Source organism: Kutzneria kofuensis (assembly GCF_014203355.1).
Classification (GTDB): domain Bacteria; phylum Actinomycetota; class Actinomycetes; order Mycobacteriales; family Pseudonocardiaceae; genus Kutzneria; species Kutzneria kofuensis.
In genome coordinates, this window is sequence record NZ_JACHIR010000001.1 from 1,584,934 (window position 1) to 1,606,139 (window position 21,206).

A 21,206-nucleotide genomic window follows, 5' to 3' on the forward strand; every position below is an offset into this window, starting at 1 on the left:
CTCATGGAGGAGCCTCGATGACTTCCGCGACGCAGCTCGCCCGGCACGAGGTCGAGCTGTCCATCGGCGGCATGACCTGCGCCTCCTGCGCGGCCCGCATCGAACGCAAGCTCAACAAGGTGGACGGCGTCACCGCCACCGTCAACTACGCCACCGAGAAGGCCAAGGTCAGCTTCCCGGACGCCGTCGCGCCCGCGGACCTGGTGCAGGTCGTCGAGGCCGCCGGCTACACCGCCGAGCTGCCCAAACCCGACGAGGACGAGCCCGAGGACCCGACGGCGGCGCTGCGGCAGCGGCTGATCGTGTCGGCGGTGCTGGCCGTCCCGGTGATCCTGCTGTCGATGATCCCGTTGCTGCAGTTCACGAACTGGCAGTGGGTGGCCCTCGCGCTGGCCACCCCGGTCGTGGTGTGGGGCGCGCTGCCGTTCCACCGCGCCGCCTGGACGAACCTGCGGCACGGCGCGGCCACCATGGACACGCTGATCTCGATGGGCGTGGGCGCGGCGTACCTGTGGTCGCTGTACGCCCTGTTCCTCGGCGACGCGACCATGGCCATGTCGGGCATGCCCGGCACCGACATCTACCTCGAGGTCGCCGCCGGGGTGACCGTGTTCATCCTGGCCGGCCGCTACTTCGAGGCCCGCTCCAAGCGCCGGTCCGGGGCCGCCCTGCGCGCGCTGCTGGAGCTCGGCGCGAAGGACGTCGCCGTGCTGCGGGACGGCCAGGAACGCCGGATTCCGCTGGGAGAACTGAAGGTCGGCGACGAGTTCGTGGTCCGCCCGGGCGAGAAGATCGCCACCGACGGCGTGATCGCGGAGGGCAGCTCGGCCGTCGACATGAGCATGCTCACCGGCGAGTCCATGCCGGTCGAGGTGCGCCGCGGCGACGCCGTGGTCGGCGCGACGGTGAACGCCGGCGGGCGGCTGGTGGTCCGTGCGACGCGTGTCGGCGCGGACACGCAGCTGGCGCAGATGGCCCGGCTGGTCGAGGAGGCGCAGAACGGCAAGGCGGCCGTGCAGCGGCTGGCCGACCGGGTGTCCGGGGTGTTCGTGCCGGTGGTGATCGTGCTGGCGCTGGGCACGCTCGTCGCCTGGCTCGCGACCGGGCACGCCGCCGAAGCCGCGTTCACCGCCGCGGTCGCGGTGCTGATCATCGCCTGCCCGTGCGCGCTGGGCCTGGCCACGCCGACCGCGCTGCTGGTCGGCACCGGTCGCGGGGCGCAGCTGGGCATCCTGATCAAGGGCCCCGAGGTGCTGGAGTCCACCCGGCGGGTGGACACGGTCGTGCTGGACAAGACCGGAACCGTCACCGAGGGCCGAATGAGCCTGGTCGACGTGCACGTGGCCGACGGCGTCGACGCGGCCGAGGCGCTGCGGCTGGCCGGCGCGCTGGAGCACGCGTCCGAGCACCCGATCGCGAAGGCGATTGCCGCCGGGGCGGCGGATCGGGTCGGCGAACTGCCCGCCGTGGACGACTTCCGCAACGAGGAAGGCCTTGGCGTGCAAGGCCTGGTCGACGGCAAGGCCGTGCTGGTCGGCCGGGATCGGCTGCTGGCCCAGTGGGGCCTTTCCCTGGACGACTCGTTGACGGCCGCGAAGCAGGCCGCCGAGCGGGCCGGCCGCACCGCCGTCGCGGTGGCCTGGGACGGCTCGGCTCGGGCGGTGCTGGTCGTCGCCGACACCGTGAAGCCGACCTCCGCCGAGGCCGTTGCCGGGCTGAAGTCGTTGGGGCTCAAGCCGATCCTGCTCACCGGCGACAACGCCGACGCCGCTCGGGCGGTCGCCGCCGAGGTGGGCATCGACGACGTGATCGCCGAGGTGCTGCCGGCCGACAAGGTCGACGTCGTGGGCCGGTTGCAGGCCGAGGGCCGGGTCGTAGCCATGGTCGGCGACGGCGTGAACGACGCCGCCGCGCTGGCCCGCGCCGATCTCGGCCTGGCCATGGGCACCGGCACCGACGTCGCCATCGAGGCCAGCGACCTGACGCTGGTCCGCGGCGACCTGCGGGCGGCGGTGGACGCCATCCGGTTGTCCCGCAAGACGTTGGGCACCATCAAGGGCAACCTGTTCTGGGCGTTCGCCTACAACGTGGCCGCCCTGCCCCTGGCCGCGCTCGGCCTGCTCAACCCCATGGTCGCCGGCGCCGCGATGGCGTTCTCCTCGGTGTTCGTGGTCAGCAACAGCCTGCGGCTACGGCGCTTCCGCTGACGCGGTGAGGCCCCGGCTCCTCTGCCGGGGCCTCACTGTCGTCAGCCGGCGGAGACCGTCACGGCCCCCGTGTGCAGCACGCCGCCGGTCTGGAACTGGATGAACAGCCGCCAGTCGCCGGGCTTCGGCAGCATCGCCTCGAACGAGAGCGTCGAGCCTTCCCTGCCCTGCGGGTGCAGGTGAGCGAAGGCGAGATCGGTTGCGTGGAACGCAGTCAGGTGCGCATACGTGTCAAGGTAGGGCTGGAGGTCGGTGACGGGCTGGCCGTCCTTGGCGACGGCGATGGTCAGCTTGTGGGTCATGCCGGCCATCGGCTTGTCGCCGCCGACCGTCAACGTGTAGCCATCGACCTCCGTGGTTGCGGCCGGCGCAGCCAAGGCGGACGTGGTTGCAGCGCCGGGAACGGTGACGGGTTGGCTGAGCACCTCGTCGGTGCCCTTGACGACGAACTGCGTGTACGCCCGGTAGGAACCAGGCTCGGCGGCGGACAGCGGCGCGGTCCAGGTGCCGTCGGCGGCCATGGTCGGGTGCACGTGCTGGAACCCGGTCAGGTCGGAACGCACCAGATAGAAGTGCATGAGTTTGGTCTGCTCCGGCTCGAACTCGGTGACGGCCCGGCCGTCGGGGCCGACGATCCGGAACCGGAACGAGGCGGACACGGTGGTCGACGCCGGCTCGAACCTGTAGCCGCCGGACTCGGCGGCGAGGCCGTCGGTCATGGCCATGCCGGGCATGGACATCGCGGACGACGTGGTCGGCGGCATCGAAGCCATGTGGTCGGGGGCGCTGCCGCAGGCAGCGGTCAACAACCCGGCGGCGACAACGGCCGCCAGGGCACGCGTGATCGTGAACATTGATGATGTCTTTCCGGGATACGTGAACAGGACGGCTCAAGGCGAGCGCCGATCACGTCCGGGAGACACACACCATGGTCAACAGCTGGGCGCCGGCCAGCGGCGGCCCGCGACGGCTCGGGCCACCGACGAGCAGCGGCCGCCACAGCACCGTCAACAGGACGGCGACCACGAGGAGCACCAGGGCCAGGAGCGGCGCCTGGTCGCGCGACGGCGTCGTGAAGACACACACGCCACCGTGGCCGGACCCCATGTCCATGCCGGGGTGGGCGACGGCGGTCATTGTCGGCATCGCGACGCCGGAACAGTCCTGCGCCGGCAACCCGTGCATGAGGAAGACACCGGCCAGCACGGCGAGCACAGTCAGCAGCCGCGCACCGGAAGTCACGGGGTCGAGGATACCCCACCCCGGTAATGGGGCAGCCGATCCGGCGCACCCCTAGAGCGCCGGATCGGCCACCCTCCCCCGCGCAGCCAATACACGTCCGCGACGATGGCTTCGTCGCTTCAGCGAAACCGTACCCCACCGTCGAACCGTTTCGCTACGCTGGAGAGAAGTGAACTTGAGGGGTAGTGACCCCCTCTTGACGCTGGCACCACAGGGCACCGAGGTGGCATCCTGGTTCAGCAACGCCAAGCCGGGGGGAGCGGAGACATGAGCACCGATCGCGAGCAGACATCCACCGTGCTGAGCGACCGGCTCAACCGCCTCTTCGACGTGCGCCGGCCCGCGGATTCACCGGAACACGCCTACACCAACCGCGAGGTCGTCACCGGGTGCAAGGCCGCCGGCTTCGAGCTGTCCGAGTCCCATTTGTCGGAGCTGCGGCGCGGCGTGAAGCAGAACCCCACGCTGCGTACCCTGCAGGCGATCGCCTCGTTCTTCCAGGTCCAGGTCGGCTACTTCACCGACGCCGTGATCCCCGCCGACATCGACCGGGAGCTCACCGCGCAGGCCGACCGGCTGGCGAAAACGCTTGCGGCCAACCAGGCGGCCCAGGACGAGCTGCGGGCCGCCACCCAGGAGCTGCAGCAGGCCATGCGTGACTCCGGCGTCACGAAGATGGCCCACCGGGGCATGGTCGACGCCCGCACCGCCCGCGAGCAGGCATCGATGATGCGTGCCCTGGCCAAGGCCCTCATCGACGTCGACGACGCGTGACCATCGCCCCGCTGTTCCGCCGAACGCAGCACATCCTGACTCCGTCCGCGCTACATTCGGCCCCGATGACCGCGCCGCTGAGCGACAGTCAGATTCGCCGACCTGGAACCCGGGCCCGCTACGCCCGCCGGCTGATCCCGCTGTGGCAGCGGCTGACCGACGAGTTCCCGCACATCGCGTTGCCGCACACCGGGAACGACTTCGAGCGGATCACCGTGGAGATCACCGAAAACCTGGCCGAACTGGCCCGGTACGGCAGGCTCGGGCCCGGTGGATGGTCGCGGTCGGCGACCGGCTGAGGAAGGACCCTGAGCATGGGCGTGCGCGTCTCCGTGCTGGACACGTCCCCGATCGTGCGGGGCAGCACCGCCCGGGAGGCGCTGCGGAACACGCTTGACCTGGCGATCCTCGCCGACGAGCTGGGGTTTCACCGCTACTGGGTGCCCGAGCACCACGGCATGCGCGGCGTCGCCAGCTCCGCGCCGGCGGTGGTGGTCGGCCGGCTCGCCGCCGCGACCGAGCGGATCCGGGTCGGGGCCGGCGGCGTGCTGCTGCCCAACCACGCGCCGATCATCGTCGCCGAGCAGTTCGGCACGCTGGAGGCGTTCCACCCCGGCCGGATCGACCTGGGCCTCGGCCGCGCGCTCGGCGGCCCGCAGCACGCGGCCGATGCCGTGCGGAGCGAGCGGGAACGGACCGCCAAGAGCTTCGAGGAGCAGGTCAGGGAGTTGCTCCGGTACTTCACCGCCGACGAACTTGTCCGCGCGGTGCCGGCCGTCGACAACCTGCCGGAGATCTGGCTGCTCGGGTCCAGCGGCCACAGCGCTTCGCTCGCCGGTTCGCTCGGTCTCGGCTACGCCTTCGCGCACCACCTCAAGCCGGAGAACGCCGTCGAGGCGCTGGGGAACTACCACGGGCCGCGCACCCTGGTCAGCGTCTCGGTGATCGTCGCCGACACCGACGCGCAGGCCGAATACCTGGCCGGCTCCACCCGGTTGAAGGTGCTCAGCCGGGTCCGCGGCAACCGTGTCCAGCTGCCCAGCCCCGCCGACGCCGCCGCGTACCCGTACACCGACGACGACCGGGCCGAGATCGCCGTCCGATCGGGTGGAGTGCTGGTCGGGTCCCCGGACACGGTCCGCGGGCTGTTGCAGGCTGTCCTGGACGAGACCGGCACGACGGAGCTCATGCTGACCACGCCGGTGTACGAGCACGCGGCGCGCCGCCGCTCGTACGAGCTGGTCGGCAAGATCGCCCCGTTGCTGCGTTGACGGGAGGCACCGATGGGGCGGTACGACCGGCTGCGCGAGTTCCGGCGGCTCGATCCCGACCGCGACTACCACCGCATCTACCGGGACATGGCGCTACTGGAGTTCCCGTGGGACATGACCATGGGCATCCAGTTGGGCTTCTACCGCAACTTCGCGGTGCCGGGCATCAGCGCGCTGCTGGACCGCACCGGCCGGATGACCGCGCACACCCAGCGGCGCCTGGACAACACCGGCATCCTGATCTTCGAAGTGGTCCGTTACGGCTTCGAGCACGAGCGCGGCCTGGCCGCGGTGCGGCAGATCCGGCGCGTACACGGCGCGGCGACGCGGCAGGTGAGCACGCCGGAGCGGCCGTGGCGGATCCCCAACCACGAATTCGTCTACGTGCTCGGCACCTTCGTGATTCCGGCGCTGCGCTGGCTGGACGCCTACGCGTGGCGGCCGATCTGCTGCCATGAGCGGACCGCGATGTTCCGGTTCTACCAGGAGCTGGGCCGGCTGATGGGCGTACGGGAGGTGCCGCCGACGCTGCCCGAGTTCGAGACGTGGTTCGACGCGTACGAACGGGAACATTTCGGCTACACCATTGAGAACCAGCGGCAGTGGGACGCCACCCGCGCCCAGCTGACCGAGCTGTTCGCGGCCTGGCTGCCCGGGCCGCTCGCGCCGGCCGGCCGCCGATTCGCCGACACCATGGCGAATGCCCTGCTGGACGACCGGTTGCGCACGGCGCTCGGCGTCGGCGCCGTGCCGGCGTGGGCAGTGCACGCGGCACGGGTTGCGTTCAAGGCACGGGGTAGGGTAGGGCGCTGGCTGCCCGTCCGGAAAACGCCGCTCCACCAGGACGAACTGGTCACGCCGAGCTACCCCGACGGGTACGAGATCGAGCGCGTCGGACTCTGATCGTCCCCAGTGGACCGCCCTTCGACGTCAATTCGCTTTGCGGCGCCGACGCGGTCGCTAGGGTTGATGCCATGTCGATCCCACCCGGTCTGCTGGCCCGGCGCACCTCGGAACTGCCGCGCCAGCTGTGGCACCTCGGCGGCCTGATGTCGATCCGGGTCACCGCCGGCGACACCGACGGCGCGCTGAGCGTCGTCGAGCAGCGGGCGTTGCGCGGCTATGCCACGCCGCCGCACGTCCACTCCCGCGAGGACGAGACCCTTGTGGTGCTGGAGGGGGAACTCGAGTACACGGTCGGCGGCCGCGACGGCGTCCTGCGGGCCGGCGAGTCGGTGTTCCTGCCCCGGCACACGGCGCACCGGTTCGCGGTGATCTCCGAGCGGGCGCACTACCTCATGCTCATCACGCCCGGCGGCTTCGAGGAGATGTTCCAGGTCGTCAGCTCCCCCGCCGCCGAGGAACGGCTGCCCGACGCCGACGACGCCTGGACGCACACCGATCCGGACGTGCTGGCCGCGGAGTCGGCGGCGCGCGGCACCACCGTGTTCCGGGACGATCCCGTCGAGCGGGCGCGTCAGCTGGAGTTGCTCGAGACCGCCCCCGGAACCGCGGAGTCCTATCGGTGTCTCGCCGCCACGGTCGCCGGCCCCGGGCCAACGTTCGACGACGTCATCGACGGGCTTGTCGTTGCGGCCAAACGAATCCCGGGCGATCCCGGGCATGCCCGGGCGCTCATTCTGCTCGGTATCCTCGCCGAGACCTCGCACGACGCCGTTTCGGCGCGGCTGCCCGGGATTCTCGACGCCCTCGGCCCGGACCAACCGGAGAGCGTCTTGTTGGCCCTGGCGTTCCTGGGCGCTCACTTCCGTGAGCACTCCGCTGCCGTGCTCGCGGTGTTGCGGGGTCTGCCCGACGAGGACCGCCAGCGGCTGGAACGCTGCCTCGCCGACGTCGACCCGAGCCGGATCGGCCGGTCGTGGCCCACGCCCGCGCTCTGGGAACTCAGCGACTCCGAGCGGGAGCTCGACCGCCGCTGGCGGGCCGAGGGCGATTGGGATGCCGCCACCGTGCAGGCCATCTGGGACGCCGAGACCACCTCCCTGCTGGCCTTCATGGGCGCCAAGGCCGACCACCACGTGGAACGGAACGCACGTGTCTGACCTCATGGACATTCTCGCTTGCCCGGCCTGTCTCGGCTCTCTCACCACCGTCGCCGACGGTGTCGAGTGCACCACGTGCGGCCACACCTATCCGGATGCCGGCGGCTACCTTGATCTCGGTCCCGCCTCCCGGGCTCCCGGCGCCGGACTCGGCCAGTTCTTCCTCCAGGATCCGCTGCACGTGCCCCGGTACGAACAGCACACGCGGACCTCCTTCCTCCAGATCATGGGCGACAACTGGGAGAACGCCCTGACCCCCGAGGCCGAGGACGACTATCTGCGGGCCCACCTCACCGCCGCCGACGCCCCTCTGCTCGATCTCGCCTGCGGCGCCGGCCGTTGGACCCGCACCCTCGTCGACCATCTCGGCCTCGACCGTGTCGTCGCCCTCGACCTCAGCGTCCCCATGATCGACGCCATCCGCGCCGAACTGCCCGGCGTTCGCGTCGTCCGGGGCACCGCCCTCCGCCTGCCCTTCGCCACCGGCTCCCTCGGCGCCGTCAACTGCTCCAACGCCCTCCAGTTGCTGCCCGAGCCCCGGGACGTCCTGCGCGAGGTCGCCCGCTGCCTTCGCCCCGGCGGCCTCTTCACCGCGTTCACCTACCGCCATGCCGAACGCCCCACCTACCGGCATTTCCAGCGGCAGCACGAGAACACCTTCGGCGTCCGGTCCTTCACGCCCGCCGAGCTCATGTCCTGGCTGATCGCCGCCGGCCTCGATCTCATCGACCTCCGCAGCCCCGCCGGCATGCTCCTGCTCACCGCCCGGAGAACCGAATGATCCGCATCCGTGGCAACGCCCTGCCGTCCGGTGAGGTCGTCGACCTCTGTGCCGACGGCGATCGGTGGACGACCGACCCCGCCCCCGGCGCCGAGCTGATCGAGGGCTGGCTGCTGCCGGGACTCGTCGACGCGCACACCCATCCCGGAGCGGAGAAACCCGGCGATCCGCTCGATGAGGACTTGCTGCGGGAGGACCTGCACCGGCACGTCGACGCCGGCGTGACCGTCATCCGTGCCCCCGGCATCGCCGGCGAGCCGCCCGCGTGGTTCGGCCGGGATCCCGATGTGCCGCGCGCCTGGCACGCCGGTCCGTGGCTCGCGCAGCACGGCCAGTTCTTCGACGGCTGGGGCCGCCGGGTCGAGCACTCCGAGTTGCCCGGCGTCGCCGCCGCCCAGGCCGCCCGCACCGGCTGGGCCAAGATCATCGCCGACTGGGGTCCCGACGACGAGCCCGTGCCCCTCACCGTGCTTCGCGCCGTCGTCGACGCCGTGCACGCCGTCGGCGGCCGCGTCGCCGCCCACTCGCAGCAGGCCGCCGGCGGTCTCGCCGCCGTCGCCGCCGGTGTCGACTCCATCGAGCACGGCATGTGCCTCGACCCGTCCGCCCTGGCCACCATGGCCGCTCGGGGCAGCGTCCTCACGCCCACCCTCTCCGTCATCGAGAGTGGCCTGTCCAAGGCTCGTTCCGCCCCTCCCGGCCCTCGCCGCGACTGGTACCTCAACGGTGCCGAAGCCCATGGCCGCCTTGCCGCCACTGCCGTCGAGGCCGGCGTCACCGTCCTCGCCGGCACCGATTCCCGCCCCACCGGCCGCATCACCGACGAGATCCTCGCCCTGGTCAACGCCGGTCTCCGCCCCCACGACGCCCTCGCCGCCGCCTCCTGGTCAGCTCGCACCTACCTCGGACTGGGCGGTCTCACCCCCGGCTCCCCCGCCGACGCCGTCGTCTATCCCGCCGACCCCCGCACCGACCTCTCCCTCCTGGCCAACCCCACCGCCGTCATCCTCCGCGGCCGCCGCGTCCGCTGACCCTCGGCTCCACCACAACCTCCCCGCCCCACCCCGCCGCGCACCCTTACCGCCCGCCCGACGCCCCTCCCCTCTCCCCCTCCTTCTCCCCCGACGCACGTGAGTGGCTCACTTCGCTTCCAGAACCACCTGAGCCACTCACATACCTCCGAGACCACATGAGCCACTCACGTACCCGAAGGAGGGCAAGTGAGCCACTCACGTACCCCCAAGGGGGAAAGTGAGCCACTCACGTGCGCCTCCTCCCCGCCGGCACGGGTCGGTCGCTGCCCGGACCCCACGGATCCCGCCAACTTCTTCCGCTATCGCACACCGGTCTAACCGGTGCGCATAAGCTCGGTTCGTGAGCGAGAACGAGGGTAAGCCGGTGGGGCGGCGGGTGATGCTGTCGATGCTGGGGCTGGGCGCGGCGGGCATCGCGGCAGCGCCGGCATTGCAGGGCGGATGGCAGAAGCTGCTGGACGCGGACCCGGTGGGAGTGACGGAGCTGCTGCCCAACGGGGGCGGGTTCCGGTATTACAGCGTAACGGCGTCGGTGCCGGTGAAGAACGAGGCGAATTATCGACTCACAATTGACGGGCTGGTGGACAAGCCTCGGACGTTCACGCTGGCGGAGTTGAATGCGTTGCCGCAGCGCAGGGTGGTGCACGACGTGCAGTGCACGGACGGCTGGAAGGTGGAGAACGCGGCCTTCACCGGGGTGCCGCTGTCGACGCTGCTCGACGCGGTGGGGGTGCAGAAGGAAGGGACGGCGATTCGGTTCACGTGCTTTGACGGCGTGTACACGGAAAGCCTCACGCTGGAGCAGGCCCGCCGACCGGATGTGCTGGTGGCGTTGAAGTTGCAGGACCAGCCGTTGTCGCACGAGCGCGGCGGCCCGGTCCGGCTGTACATCGCGCCGATGTACTTCTACAAGTCGGCCAAGTGGTTGTCCGGAATCACGGTCACGGAGCGCGTCCAGCAGGGCTACTGGGAGGACTACGGCTATGCAGTCGACGGTTGGCTCTGACCGCGTCCAGCGCTTCGGCCGGGTCCAGCGGCTGGTGCACCGCACCACCGGCTGGCTGATGGCGTTCTGCGCCGGGACGGCGGCCTGCCTGTACTTCTCGCCGCTGGCCGAGTTGGTCGGACGGCGGCTGCTTGTCGTCGCAGTGCACGAGATTTCCGGCATCCTGCTCCCGGTTCCGCTGCTGCTGGGGCTGTTCTCGGCGGAGTTCCGGGCCGATCTCAAGCGCCTCAACCGGTTCGCCAAGTACGACGGCGAGTGGCTCCGGCTCGCGGTGAAGCGACTGAAGTCCCGCCCGGCCGGCAAGTTCAATGCCGGCCAGAAGCTCTACGCGGCCTGGATCGCCGGCGCGGTGCCGGTGATGCTGTTCACCGGTCTGCTCATGTGGTTCGGCGACCTGCTGCCGTGGATTCCGCGCAGCAGCGCCATTTTCGTGCACGACTGGCTCGCGTTGGCCATCGCCGTCGTGGTCGTCGGGCACATCCGCATGGCCTACCGAGACCCGCTCGCACGGGAGGGAATGCGCACCGGCTACGTCCGGTTGTCCTGGGCCCGCAAAGAGCACCCGCGCTGGATCGACCCCGAGTGAGGTACCGTCCCGCCGCGTGGCGGGAACTCTTCGGCGGCCTGACCCAGATCAACGATGACGTCTTCACGGCGGACGAGCCATCAGCGTCAACTCGATGCCGCCCGTGGAGACCGATCATCCCGAGCCGGACTGGTGATCTCCCGGCGAAACGGCTCAGCGACCGCGTCCAGCGTCTCCGCGTACTCGCGGCCGGCCCACACCGCCGCCGCGATCGTGCCAGGCGCGAAGGCGTCGCCGATCACCCGCACGGACATCAACGTTTCCCAGTCCGCTTGCCGGGCCAGCAGTTCCTGACACAGGTCGTCGATCGGAAGCCGGGCTGTCACGAGCACCACGGCATCGGCGGCGTGATCGCATTGTAAGCCGGTGAAGACGCAGGAGGTGCGCAGCGAGTCCGCGGTGACGGACACCGCCGCACGGTCGGTGTGCACGGTGACGCCCGCTTCCAGAACGCGGCGGCGGATCTTGGGCAGCTCCATGGTGTTGGCGGTCCACTCCGAGACGCTCGCGGCCGGAGTGACGAGCTCGACGGCGAATCCCTCGCATGCCCACAACTCCGCCAGCACAGCGCCGATGTAGTAGTGGTCGTCGTCATAGACCACGACCCGCCGGCCGCGAGGCCGTGAGCCGGCCATGACGTCGTCCGGCGTGAGCACCCGGGCGGCAGGATCGACGGGCAGGCCGAGCGGATGCGCCCGGCCGACGCCGTCGGCACGCCAGCGAGCGCCGGTCGCGACGGCACCCGCGCCGCCACTCCTCCCCCATGCTCGGATTCTGCGTGCAGCGGATCGGCGACTGCGTGTGGTCCCCCGACACGCAGATGTTGCAGCCGATGCATTCCCGGATCTCGTCCAGCCGACCGTCGCGGATCTTGGCCGGCAGGAACGGATCCGCGATCGACGGTCGGGCGGCGCCGACGAAGTCCAGGATGCCCTCGCGGATCTGCCGCACCATGGCGTCCGGCGAGGTGAACCGGCCGACGCCGACAACGGGCTTGTCCGTCAACGACTTCAGCCCGCGGACGGCTGCCTCCTGCTCGCCCTCCGGCCCGAACCGGGACGTGTTCGAATCCACCGACCACGGGCCCGCCACGAAGTCCCACCGGTCCGGCAGGTCACGGAGTTCATGCACGACTTCCCGCGTCTCGGCCGCGGACAACGCCGTCTCCTCGACACCGCCGCCCACGCCCAGCCGGCACGCCACCGCCGCCCGACCGCCGCACAGTTCCCGCGTGTCCGCCAACACCTCGCGCAGCAGCCGGGCCCGGTTGAGCAGGCTGCCGCCATAAGCATCGGAACGGTGATTGTGCTGCGACGACAGGAAATGCTCCAACATGCCGTAGCCGTGCGCCGCATAGACGTAGATCAGGTCGTAGCCGGCCGACAGTGCCCGGCGGACCGCCGCCCGGTGCATCTCCCGCAACGAAGCGATGTCCGCCAAGGTCATCGCCCGCGCCTGCACGGGATGGTTGCTGCCCACCACCGGCAGCGCACTCGGCCCCATCGGCGGGATCCGGCTGGTCAGGTTCGCAGCGTGCGGTCCATTGTGGACGAGCTCGATACCGGCCAGGGCGCCGTGTTCGTGGATCCGGTCCGCGATCCGGGCCACCGCCGGCACGTCCCGGTCGTCCCACAGCCGCAGCTCGATCGACGGCGTCAGATCGCTGGACGGATCGATCTCCGTCTCCTCCGTGCACACCACGGCCCAGCCGCCCTCGGCCTTCACGCCCCGCATCGCCGCCTCGGCCGACGGGTCGCGGTAGCCCATGCCGTTGCAGTGCGGCACCTGAAAGAACCGGTTGCGGGCGACGACCGGCCCGATCGGCACCGGCTCGAACAGCACGTCGTAGGCCACGACGCCACCGTGCCACATCGCGGCTCGATCGGGCACCCGTCGGACGGGACACCGGCGACCGGCCAGACCGGCAACCTCCACGGGGACTCCGCCGCGGGCTCTGGTTCCGCAAGCCGGCCAACCGGGTCAAGCCGGCGTGATCACCACGGCGCCGGAGTGCCGTCCCAGGACACGAACTCGCCGGTGGGGCCGTCGTCGGGCAGCAGCGCCAGCCGCACCGCGCCCGCGGCGGCCTCGGCCGGATCGCCGTCGCTGGCGGCCGCCCGCGCGTTCAGGTCCGTCCGACGCAGTCCCGGCGCCAACGCGTTGACCTTGAAGCCTTCGTCGGCAAGCGCTTGCGCGTAGAAGACCGTCAGTGCGTTCAACGCGGTCTTGGACGAGCGGTACGCGGCCCCCGAGCCGCCGGTCGCGAACCGCCCGCCGAGGCTCCACGTCAGCGAACCAGTGCCGCTGGAGACGTTGACGATCCGCGGATGCGCCGACCGCCGCAGCGCCGGCAGGAACGCGTTGGTCACCGCCAGGACGCCGAACACGTTCGTCTCGTAGGTCCGCCGGAAGCCGGCCACGTCGGCCTCGGTCGGCTTGGCCTCGTCGACGAGGATGCCGGCGTTGTTGACCAGCACGTCGAGCGTGTCCACCTGGGCCGCCGCGGCGGCGATGCTGTTCTCGTCGGTCACGTCGAGCACGAGCAGCCGACTGTCGCCGCCGATCTCCTCGGCCGCCCGCTTGCCCCGTTCCGCGTCGCGCGATCCGATGAGGACGGTCAGGCCCGCCTCGGCCAGCTGGCGCGCGATCTCCTTGCCGATGCCCTTGTTGGCGCCGGTCACCAATGCCGTGTTGGTCACGCCGTCGACGATGCCGGCAGCGCCACCCGGTAACCAGGCACAATCGATACCATGTCAAAGGAGGAGCTGGCCCGGTTCCTGCGCGACCGCCGCGGCCGCCTGCGCCCCGTCGACGTCGGGCTGCCCGCCGCCGGCCGTCGCCGCACGCCCGGCCTGCGCCGCGAGGAAGTCGCCGGCCTGGCCGCGATGTCGGTCGACTACTACGCGCGGCTGGAGCAGGCCCGGGGTCCGCGGCCGTCGCCACGCATCCTCGATTCCCTCGCCGACGCCCTCCGGCTGCCACCGGCCGAACGCCGTCACCTGTTCCGGCTCGCCGACACCGTTCCGACCCCACCACCGGGCCCCGCCCGCCAGGTCCGCCCGTACGTCGCCGACCTGCTGCGCCGAATCCCCGAAGCGGGCGCGGTCGTCACCGACGCGACGTACGAGATCATCGCCTGGAATCCGCTCGCCGCGGCCCTGCTCGGCGACCTGCGCCACGAGCCCAACCTGGCCCGCCGCCGTTTCCTCCGCCCCGACCTGCACCGCAGCAGCGGCGCCGAGGAGTTCGGCGAGATCGCCGTCGCCCGCCTGCGCGGCGCCGCCGCCCGCTATCCCGGCGACCGGCGCCTCGCCCGCCTGCTGGCCGATCTCCGTGCCAGCAGGGAATTCGTGCACATCTGGGACACCAACCCCGTTCGCACGCCCGGCCACCGCAGCAAGACCCTCGACCATCCCACCCTCGGCCCGCTGCGGGTCAACTGCGACATCCTCGCCGTCCCCGACGACGACCAGCAGGTCGTGTTCATCACCGCCGACCCCGGAACGCACACCGCCCGCCTGTTCCGCACGCTCGCCTGACGGCACCGAGCCGACTCAACCACCGCTCAGCCCCCGCCCGGGATGACAACGATGTCGATGGCCGGATTTCCTGTCTTGCTTGTCGTCTTGACACCCGTCACACCGCTGAAGCAGGGTCTTGGCAACGTTGTCAACGCCGCGACGGGATCGGGAGCTGGGCATGACGCAGGTCGAAGAAGACGGGCTGTCGAGAAGGGGATTCCTGTCCACCGGGGTCACCCTGCTCGCGGGGTTCGGCCTGGCGGCGGCGCTGCCCGGCGTGGCGGAGGCGGCGCCCGACGCCGCACAGGCACAGGCGTCAGGTCCGGCGGATCTGGCGCTGTTCCGGCCGGTGACGGTGTCGTCCACGGACTACGCGGCGACGCCGGCGAAGTTCGCGGTGGACGGGGTGGCGGAGGTCGGCCTCCGCGGCAGCGGCTGGCGCGCGGCGCAGGGCGATCCGCAGTGGCTGGTGGTGGACCTGCAGGGCCAGTGCCAGGTGAGCAAGATCGTGCTGACCTTCGACGCCAAGCCGGGCGACCCGGCCTTCGACTTCGGCAAGTCCCGCAACGGGACCAGCGGCCTGGAGATCCTGACCAGCTACTCCACCTCGTACGCCCTGGACGTGTCGACGGACGGCGAGGTGTGGACGACGGTCCACAGCACCACCGCCGGCACGGGCGCGGTCAACACGATCGCCCTGGACCAACCGGCGGCGGCCCGCTGGGTGCGGTTCACGTCGTTCAGCCGCTCGACGTCGAACCCGTTAGGTGTCAACGGCTTCCAGGTCTACGGCACGGCCAGGGGCAACCGCCCGCAGGTGACCGGCTGGACGAACTGGCCGGCGCAGCGCCGCACCCCGCCGGCGCTGACGGTCGAAAAGGACGGCACGGTGCCGGTGGAGTCCGGCTGGGTGCTGACCATGGACAACTTCGCGCCGAGCCAGGACGGCGCGGTCCTCTCCGGCCAGTCGGTGAACACCGACAGCTGGGTGCCGGCGACGGTGCCGGGCACGGTCCTGGCCTCGCTGGTGGAGCAGGGCCACTTCCCGGACCCGGTGTCCGGCATGAACAACATGGTGATCCCGGAGGCGCTGTCCCGGCACGCCTGGTGGTACCGCCGCACGTTCGCCGTCCCGGCCGGCCTGGACACCGGCGCCGGCCGGTTCGTCTGGCTGGAGTTCGACGGCGTGAACAACCAGGCCGACGTGTGGCTGAACGGCAAGTCCGTCGGCACGCTGTCGCACCCCTTCGGCCGCGCGGTCTTCGACGTCACGTCGACGCTGCGCCGCAGCGGCGACCAGGCACTGGCGGTCAAGATCACCCCGATCCCGTTCCCGGGCAGCCCCGGTGACAAGGGCCCGGCCGGCCAGTCCTTCGTGGACGCCGGCGGCGGCATCTTCGCCAACTCCCCCACGCTGGTCGCGGCGTCCGGCTGGGACTGGATGCCGGCGGTCCGGGACCGGGTGTCCGGCATCTGGAACCACGTCCGGCTGCGCTCGACCGGCGCGGCCGTGCTCGGCGACGCCCGTATCGACACGGCCCTGCCGAAGCTGCCCGACCTGAGCGTCGCCGAGGTGACGATCACGGTGCCGGTGCGCAACGCGTCGTCGACCTCGCAGCAGGTCACCGTCACCGCGGCCTTCGACACCGTGAAGGTGAGCAGCACCGTCACGGTCGCCGCCGGACAGCAGACCGACGTCAAGTTCGACCCGGCGGCGTTCCCGCAGCTGAAGCTGGCCGACCCGAAGCTGTGGTGGCCCAACGGGTACGGCGACCCGAACCTGCACGAGCTGCAGCTGACCGCGACCGTCGGCGGCAGGACCAGCGACAAGCGGACCCTGGACTTCGGCATTCGCAAGATCGGCTACGACTTCGGCCTGCCGATCACCATCCAGAACGGCCGGGCCGACCAGACCGTCGACTTCCCGGTGCAGCAGGCGCAGTACGTGCGGGTGCAGGGCGGCAAGCGGGCAACCGGCTGGGGCATCTCGCTGTACACGCTGTCCGTGGTCAACAGCGCGTCGCCGACGACCGACCTGGCGCTGAACAAGACAGCGACCGCGTCCTCTGTGGACAATGACGGCAACCCGCCGCAGAACGCGGTCGACGGCAACCCGAACACCCGCTGGTCCTCCAACTACAACGACGACCAGTACATCCAGGTCGACCTCGGCTCCGTGCAGACCTTCGACCGGGTCGCGCTGACCTGGGAGACGGCGTACGCGGCGACGTTCAAGATCCAGGTGTCGAACGACGGCAACACCTGGACCGACGTCAAGGCCGTGGACAACTCGCCGGTGCCGCTGACGATCCTGGTCAACGGGGTCAAGGTGTTCATCCGCGGCGGCAGCTGGGGCTGGGACGAACTGCTGCGCCGGATGCCGCAGGACCGGGTGGACAACGTCGTCGCCATGCACCGGGACATGAACTTCACCATGATCCGCAACTGGATCGGGTGCAGCTACCGGGAGGAGCTGTTCGCCGCGGCCGACCGCAACGGCATCCTGGTGTGGAACGAGTTCTGGGACGGCTTCTCCACCGATCCCGCCAACCACGACATCTTCCTGGCGCAGGCCAAGGACACCGTGCTGCGCTACCGGTACCACCCGTGCATGGTGGTGTTCTTCGGCTGCAACGAGGGCACGCCGCCGGACTCGATCGACGGCCCGCTGCGCGACATCGTCACCGGCAACACGGACCTGCTGTACCAGAGTAACTCCGCCGGCGGCGTGATCAGCGGCGACGGCCCGTACCTGTGGGTCGACCCGAAGCAGTACTTCACCGGCGGGGCGACCGGCGGCAAGCACGGGTTCTGGAGCGAGATCGGCATCCCGACGGTGTCGGTCGTGGAGAGCATGCGCAACCTGGTCGGCGAGGGCGACCCGGGCTGGCCGATCGGCGCACCCTGGTACCTGCACGACTGGTCGGCCAACGGCAACCAGAAGCCGCAGACCTACCTCGACGCGATCGACGCGCGGTTGGCGCCATCGAGCGGGCTGGAGGAGTTCTGCCGCAAGGCGCAGTTCGTCAACTACGAGAGCATGCGCGCCATCTTCGAGGCGTGGAATGCCCTGCTGTGGAACGACGCCCGCGGCGTGCTGCTGTGGATGTCGCACCCGGCGTGGCACAGCACGGTGTGGCAGACCTACGACTACGACATGGACGTCAACGGCAGCTACTACGGCTCACGCAAGGGCTGCGAGCCGCACCACGTGCAGGCCAGCCTGGCGACGTGGCAGGTCAGCGCCGTCAACCACACGCCGGCGGCCGTTGCCGGCGCCACCGTGACGGCGCAGCTGTACGACCTCACCGGCAAGGCCCTCGGCGCGGCGCAGACGCAGAAGGTCGACGTCGCCGCCTCGTCGGTGACGCAGGCGTTCACGGTGCCGTTCGCGGATTCGCTGCCGGCGCTGCACCTGCTGCGGCTGCGGATGACCGACAGCAAGGGCAACCTGTTGTCCGAGAACACGTACTGGCGGTATCGCGCCGACACCGACATGCGGGCCCTGAACCAGGTGGCGGCGACGAGCGTTTCGGTGTCGCTCAAGCAGAGCGGCAACGCCTACAGCGCGGTCGTGAAGAACACCGGGAAGACGGTGGCGGCGATGGTTCGGTTGTCGCTGCGGGAGCACAACGGCAAGGACCGCGTGCTGCCCACGCTGTACGGCGACAACTACTTCTGGCTGCTGCCCGGCGAGAGCAAGACGGTCAGCGTGACGCCACGGAAGTCGGTGTCGCAGCCGCGGTTGCTGGTCGAGGGCTACAACGTGGCGACGACCCTGTCATGAGCAACGGCCGCGGCCGGCGTCGTCCACACGCCGGCCGCGGCGCTCGCGTAATGTCCGAGTTGTGCACTGGTCGATCGTCCGTGCCGGCTATGTGGTCGGCTTTCTCGTCGGCACCACGACGCACGCGATCGACCTGCTCGTCGGCGGCTACTCGTGGGCTCCCCCGCCGCTGGCGGTGTTCTTCGCCGCGCTGGTGGTGCTCGATCCGCTGACGGCCGTGCTGGTGGCGTTGGGTCACCGCCACGGCGTGACGCTGGCGTTCGCGGTGATCGTGCTGGACCTGGTCGCGAACTGGTACGTGAACTGGCCGCGGTTGCCGGGCGCGTTGCTGCACCCGACCTGGCTGCTGTTGAACGTGTTCAGCCTGTTCGTGCTGGTGACCTGGCTGCCGCTGCGCCGCCACATCGCCGGGACACGCTAGGCGGCGCCGTCCCTCCGCACGTGAGTGGCTCATTTCGCCCCCGACGCCACCTGAGCCACTCACGTACCCCTGACGCCACGTGAGCCACTCACGTGGACCCCCGACCGCACATAAGCCACTCACGTAGGCCCCCACCGCGACATGAGCCACTCACGTGGGCCTCAACCGCCACATGAGCCACTCACGTGGCCCCGCCGCCGCTAGGCCTGCGTCACCTCGATGGACCCGTTGTCGGTGTTCAGGTCGAGGCGGTTCTTGCCGTTCGGGTCGTCCGCGATGCCGATCTTGCGGTGGCCGTTGTGAGTGCCCGTCGACAGCCGGTAGCTCCCCGTCGGCACGGCGAGCTTGATCTGGCCGTTGCTGGTCCGCGCGGTCACGTCGGCGGGCTCGAGCAGCGTCAGGTCGATCGAGCCGTTGGTGGTGTGGGCCTGCACGCCCCCGGCATGCAGGCCGGTCCCGGTGATCTCGCCGTTGGTGGTCTCGGCCTTCACGGCCCCGGCCACGTCGGTCAGGTCCACGCCGCCGGTGCTCGTGGTGACGTCCACCGCCCCGACGTTCCGCAGGTCGATGTGCCCGGTCGAGGTCTGGCCGGAGACGGGCAGCCCGGCCGGCACGGTCACCTCGTAGCTGACGTCGCAGTTGCTGCCGCACTGGCCGGTGAGCACCAGCACGTCGCCGTCGACGCGGTAGGTGTCCTGGTTGGGCGACCCGTCGTGGTACTTGATGGTGCGCTCGACGGTCACCTTGGACAGCCCGGCCTGCCCCTGCACGCGCAGGCTGCCGGACCGGCCGTCCAGCTTGATCGCGGTGACCTTCTGGTCCAGCGTCTTCGTGTCGCTCATGGACTGCGGCGGCAGCAGGTTGCCGCAGCCGCCGGCCACGCACGCCCCGACGACAACGAGGCCGACGATCCCCAACAACCTGCGCATCCGTCACTCCCCCAGCACGATGTCCGACGCCGACGAACGTTATCGGGCCGCCGGATCACCCCGCATCGGGAATAACCCTGACTTCCTCAGTAGGGGAACCCGTTGTGCTGCCCGGCGACGGTCACCCACCGGGTCGAGGTGAAGGCCTCCACTCCCCACCGCCCGCCGAACCGGCCGTAGCCGCTGGACTTCACGCCGCCGAACGGCACCTGCGGCTCGTCGTCCACGGTCTGGTTGTTGACGTGGACGATGCCGGTGCGCAGCCGCCGCGCGACGGCCAGCCCGCGGCGGGCGTCCTCGGTGAGCACGCCGGCGGTCAGCCCGTAGTCGGTGTTGTTGGCGATCTCGATGGCCTGCTCGTCGGTGTCCACAGTGGTCACGGTGACCGCCGGGCCGAAGATCTCCTCGTTGAAGATCCGCATCTCCGGGGTGACGTCGGCCAGCACGGTCGCCGGGTAGCGGGCTCCGTCGGCCTGCCCGCCGCCGGCCCGCAGCGCCGCGCCGGCCGCGACCGCGTCGGCCACCAGCTCGGACACCCGCTGCGCGGCGGCGGCGGTGATCAGCGGCCCGATCACGGTGCCGGGGTCGGTCGGGTCGCCGTGCGGCAGCGACGACGCCTTCGCGGCCAGCTTCTCGGTGAACTCGGCGGCCACCGAGCGGTGCACCAGCAGCCGGTCCGCGGACATGCAGATCTGGCCGGCGTTGTGGAACGCGCCGAAGGTCGCCGCGTTCACGGCGTAGTCGATGTCGGCGTCGTCCAGCACCAGCAGCGCGTTCTTGCCGCCCAGCTCCAGCACCGCGGGCTTGATGTGCTCGGCGGCGGTGGTGCCGATGATCCGGCCGACCCTGGTGGAGCCGGTGAAGTTGACGACCCGGACCCGCTTGTCCGAGATCAACGTGCGCGCGACGTCGGCCGCGTCGGCGGGCGCGTTGGTGACGACGTTCAGCACACCGGCGGGGAGGCCGGCCTCGCGCAGCACGTCGGCGAGGAACAGGCCGCAGGCGATCGGCGCGTCCTCGCTGGGCTTGAGCACCACCGTGTTGCCGACCGCGAGGGGCACCGCCAGCGACCGCGTGCCCAGGATGAGCGGCGCGTTCCACGGCGCGAACGCCGCCACCACGCCGGCCGGCTCGCGCAGCGCCAGCGACAGTTGCCCTTCGGTCTCCGTGGACAGCACCTCGCCGAGCGGCTGCCCGATCGCGGCGGCCGCGTCGCGCAGGATGCCGGCGGCCAGGCCGAGGTTGAAGTGCGCCCAGCCGGCGACCCCGCCGACCTCCTCGGCCATCAGCGCGACCGCCTCGTCGGCCTTGGTCTCCATGATGTCGGCGGCCTTGAGGAAGATCCGGCGGCGGGCCGCCGGGGAGGTCGCCGACCAGGCCGGGAACGCCTGCTGCGCCGCGTCCACGGCGCGGGTGACGTCGGCCGCGCCGCCGGCCGCGACCACCGCGTACACCTCCCCGGTGTACGGGTTGAGATCCTCCGTCGTGCGGCCGTCCAGCGCGGGGACGTCCTCGCCGCCGATGACCAGGTCTCGTTTGATCGTCACAGTCGCTCCTGTGTTCCCGAAAGGGTGTGCGCAATGC

At 70.9% G+C, this 21,206-nt stretch carries 20 protein-coding genes; 13 read left to right on the plus strand and 7 right to left on the minus strand.

Annotation, left to right across the window (positions count from 1 at the left end; translation table 11 throughout):
• Positions 1-17 precede the first annotated feature (17 nt).
• Positions 18-2,207, plus strand: a complete 2,190-nt coding sequence (locus BJ998_RS07210; RefSeq protein ID WP_184859615.1) for a heavy metal translocating P-type ATPase — start codon at positions 18-20, stop codon at positions 2,205-2,207.
• A gap of 41 nt (positions 2,208-2,248) precedes the next feature.
• Here BJ998_RS07210 and BJ998_RS07215 read toward each other — a convergent pair whose 3' ends face one another.
• Positions 2,249-3,061, minus strand: a complete 813-nt coding sequence (locus tag BJ998_RS07215; protein ID WP_184859617.1) for a DUF8832 domain-containing protein — start codon at positions 3,059-3,061, stop codon at positions 2,249-2,251.
• A 52-nt stretch (positions 3,062-3,113) separates the two neighbouring features.
• Positions 3,114-3,449, minus strand: coding sequence for a hypothetical protein (locus BJ998_RS07220; protein ID WP_221337907.1), 336 nt, complete (start codon positions 3,447-3,449; stop codon positions 3,114-3,116).
• Between the two features lie 267 nt (positions 3,450-3,716).
• On the opposite strand from BJ998_RS07220, the gene BJ998_RS07225 reads away from it, so the two are divergent.
• The 9 genes from BJ998_RS07225 (at position 3,717) to BJ998_RS07265 (ending at position 10,964) form a co-directional block, all read left to right on the plus strand.
• Entirely contained in the window at positions 3,717-4,223 is a 507-nt protein-coding gene (locus BJ998_RS07225; RefSeq protein ID WP_184859619.1) for a helix-turn-helix domain-containing protein, read from the plus strand.
• A gap of 65 nt (positions 4,224-4,288) precedes the next feature.
• Positions 4,289-4,522: a DUF6545 domain-containing protein gene (locus BJ998_RS07230; RefSeq protein WP_184859621.1), complete on the plus strand. Its 234-nt coding sequence runs from the start codon at positions 4,289-4,291 to the stop codon at positions 4,520-4,522.
• Positions 4,523-4,537: 15 nt separating this feature from the next.
• Positions 4,538-5,494 (plus strand): LLM class flavin-dependent oxidoreductase, encoded by a 957-nt coding sequence (locus BJ998_RS07235; protein ID WP_184859623.1) that lies wholly within the window; start codon positions 4,538-4,540, stop codon positions 5,492-5,494.
• A 12-nt stretch (positions 5,495-5,506) separates the two neighbouring features.
• Positions 5,507-6,397 (plus strand): oxygenase MpaB family protein, encoded by an 891-nt coding sequence (locus BJ998_RS07240; protein WP_184859625.1) that lies wholly within the window; start codon positions 5,507-5,509, stop codon positions 6,395-6,397.
• A 71-nt stretch (positions 6,398-6,468) separates the two neighbouring features.
• Positions 6,469-7,557: a cupin domain-containing protein gene (locus tag BJ998_RS07245; protein ID WP_184859627.1), complete on the plus strand. Its 1,089-nt coding sequence runs from the start codon at positions 6,469-6,471 to the stop codon at positions 7,555-7,557.
• Positions 7,550-8,338, plus strand: a complete 789-nt coding sequence (locus tag BJ998_RS07250) for a methyltransferase domain-containing protein (protein ID WP_184859629.1) — start codon at positions 7,550-7,552, stop codon at positions 8,336-8,338. Before BJ998_RS07245 ends, BJ998_RS07250 begins: the two co-directional genes overlap by 8 nt.
• Complete coding sequence (locus BJ998_RS07255) at positions 8,335-9,369, plus strand: amidohydrolase family protein (RefSeq protein WP_184859631.1); 1,035 nt, start codon at positions 8,335-8,337, stop codon at positions 9,367-9,369. Before BJ998_RS07250 ends, BJ998_RS07255 begins: the two co-directional genes overlap by 4 nt.
• Before the next feature lie 343 nt (positions 9,370-9,712).
• Entirely contained in the window at positions 9,713-10,378 is a 666-nt protein-coding gene (locus BJ998_RS07260; RefSeq protein ID WP_221337908.1) for a molybdopterin-dependent oxidoreductase, read from the plus strand.
• The gene (locus BJ998_RS07265) at positions 10,356-10,964 is read left to right on the plus strand and encodes a cytochrome b/b6 domain-containing protein (RefSeq protein WP_184859633.1); all 609 of its coding nucleotides are present in this window, start codon (positions 10,356-10,358) and stop codon (positions 10,962-10,964) included. The genes BJ998_RS07260 and BJ998_RS07265 overlap by 23 nt, the downstream gene beginning before the upstream one ends.
• An 86-nt stretch (positions 10,965-11,050) precedes the next feature.
• Here BJ998_RS07265 and BJ998_RS46490 read toward each other — a convergent pair whose 3' ends face one another.
• The 3 genes from BJ998_RS46490 to BJ998_RS07275 form a co-directional block, all read right to left on the minus strand.
• A complete protein-coding gene (locus tag BJ998_RS46490) occupies positions 11,051-11,599 on the minus strand; it encodes a hypothetical protein (RefSeq protein WP_221337909.1) in 549 nt (182 codons plus the stop codon).
• Positions 11,556-12,854: an oxidoreductase gene (locus BJ998_RS07270; protein ID WP_221337910.1), complete on the minus strand. Its 1,299-nt coding sequence runs from the start codon at positions 12,852-12,854 to the stop codon at positions 11,556-11,558. The genes BJ998_RS46490 and BJ998_RS07270 overlap by 44 nt, the downstream gene beginning before the upstream one ends.
• A gap of 104 nt (positions 12,855-12,958) precedes the next feature.
• Positions 12,959-13,663 (minus strand): SDR family oxidoreductase, encoded by a 705-nt coding sequence (locus tag BJ998_RS07275; RefSeq protein ID WP_184859635.1) that lies wholly within the window; start codon positions 13,661-13,663, stop codon positions 12,959-12,961.
• 51 nt (positions 13,664-13,714) lie between these two features.
• Between BJ998_RS07275 and BJ998_RS07280 the strand changes: the two genes are divergently transcribed.
• The 3 genes from BJ998_RS07280 to BJ998_RS07290 all read left to right on the plus strand — a co-directional run bounded on the left by BJ998_RS07280 (position 13,715) and on the right by BJ998_RS07290 (position 18,693).
• Positions 13,715-14,503: a helix-turn-helix transcriptional regulator gene (locus tag BJ998_RS07280; RefSeq protein WP_184859637.1), complete on the plus strand. Its 789-nt coding sequence runs from the start codon at positions 13,715-13,717 to the stop codon at positions 14,501-14,503.
• 160 nt (positions 14,504-14,663) lie between these two features.
• A complete protein-coding gene (locus BJ998_RS07285) occupies positions 14,664-18,272 on the plus strand; it encodes a discoidin domain-containing protein (protein WP_184859639.1) in 3,609 nt (1,202 codons plus the stop codon).
• Positions 18,273-18,333: 61 nt separating this feature from the next.
• Complete coding sequence (locus BJ998_RS07290) at positions 18,334-18,693, plus strand: hypothetical protein (RefSeq protein WP_184859641.1); 360 nt, start codon at positions 18,334-18,336, stop codon at positions 18,691-18,693.
• 200 nt (positions 18,694-18,893) lie between these two features.
• Here BJ998_RS07290 and BJ998_RS07295 read toward each other — a convergent pair whose 3' ends face one another.
• Positions 18,894-19,622: a DUF4097 family beta strand repeat-containing protein gene (locus tag BJ998_RS07295; protein ID WP_184859643.1), complete on the minus strand. Its 729-nt coding sequence runs from the start codon at positions 19,620-19,622 to the stop codon at positions 18,894-18,896.
• An 86-nt stretch (positions 19,623-19,708) separates the two neighbouring features.
• Positions 19,709-21,169 carry an aldehyde dehydrogenase gene (locus BJ998_RS07300; RefSeq protein WP_184859645.1) on the minus strand — a complete coding sequence of 487 codons (1,461 nt, stop codon included), beginning with the start codon at positions 21,167-21,169 and terminating at the stop codon, positions 19,709-19,711.
• Between the last annotated feature and the right edge of the window lie 37 nt (positions 21,170-21,206).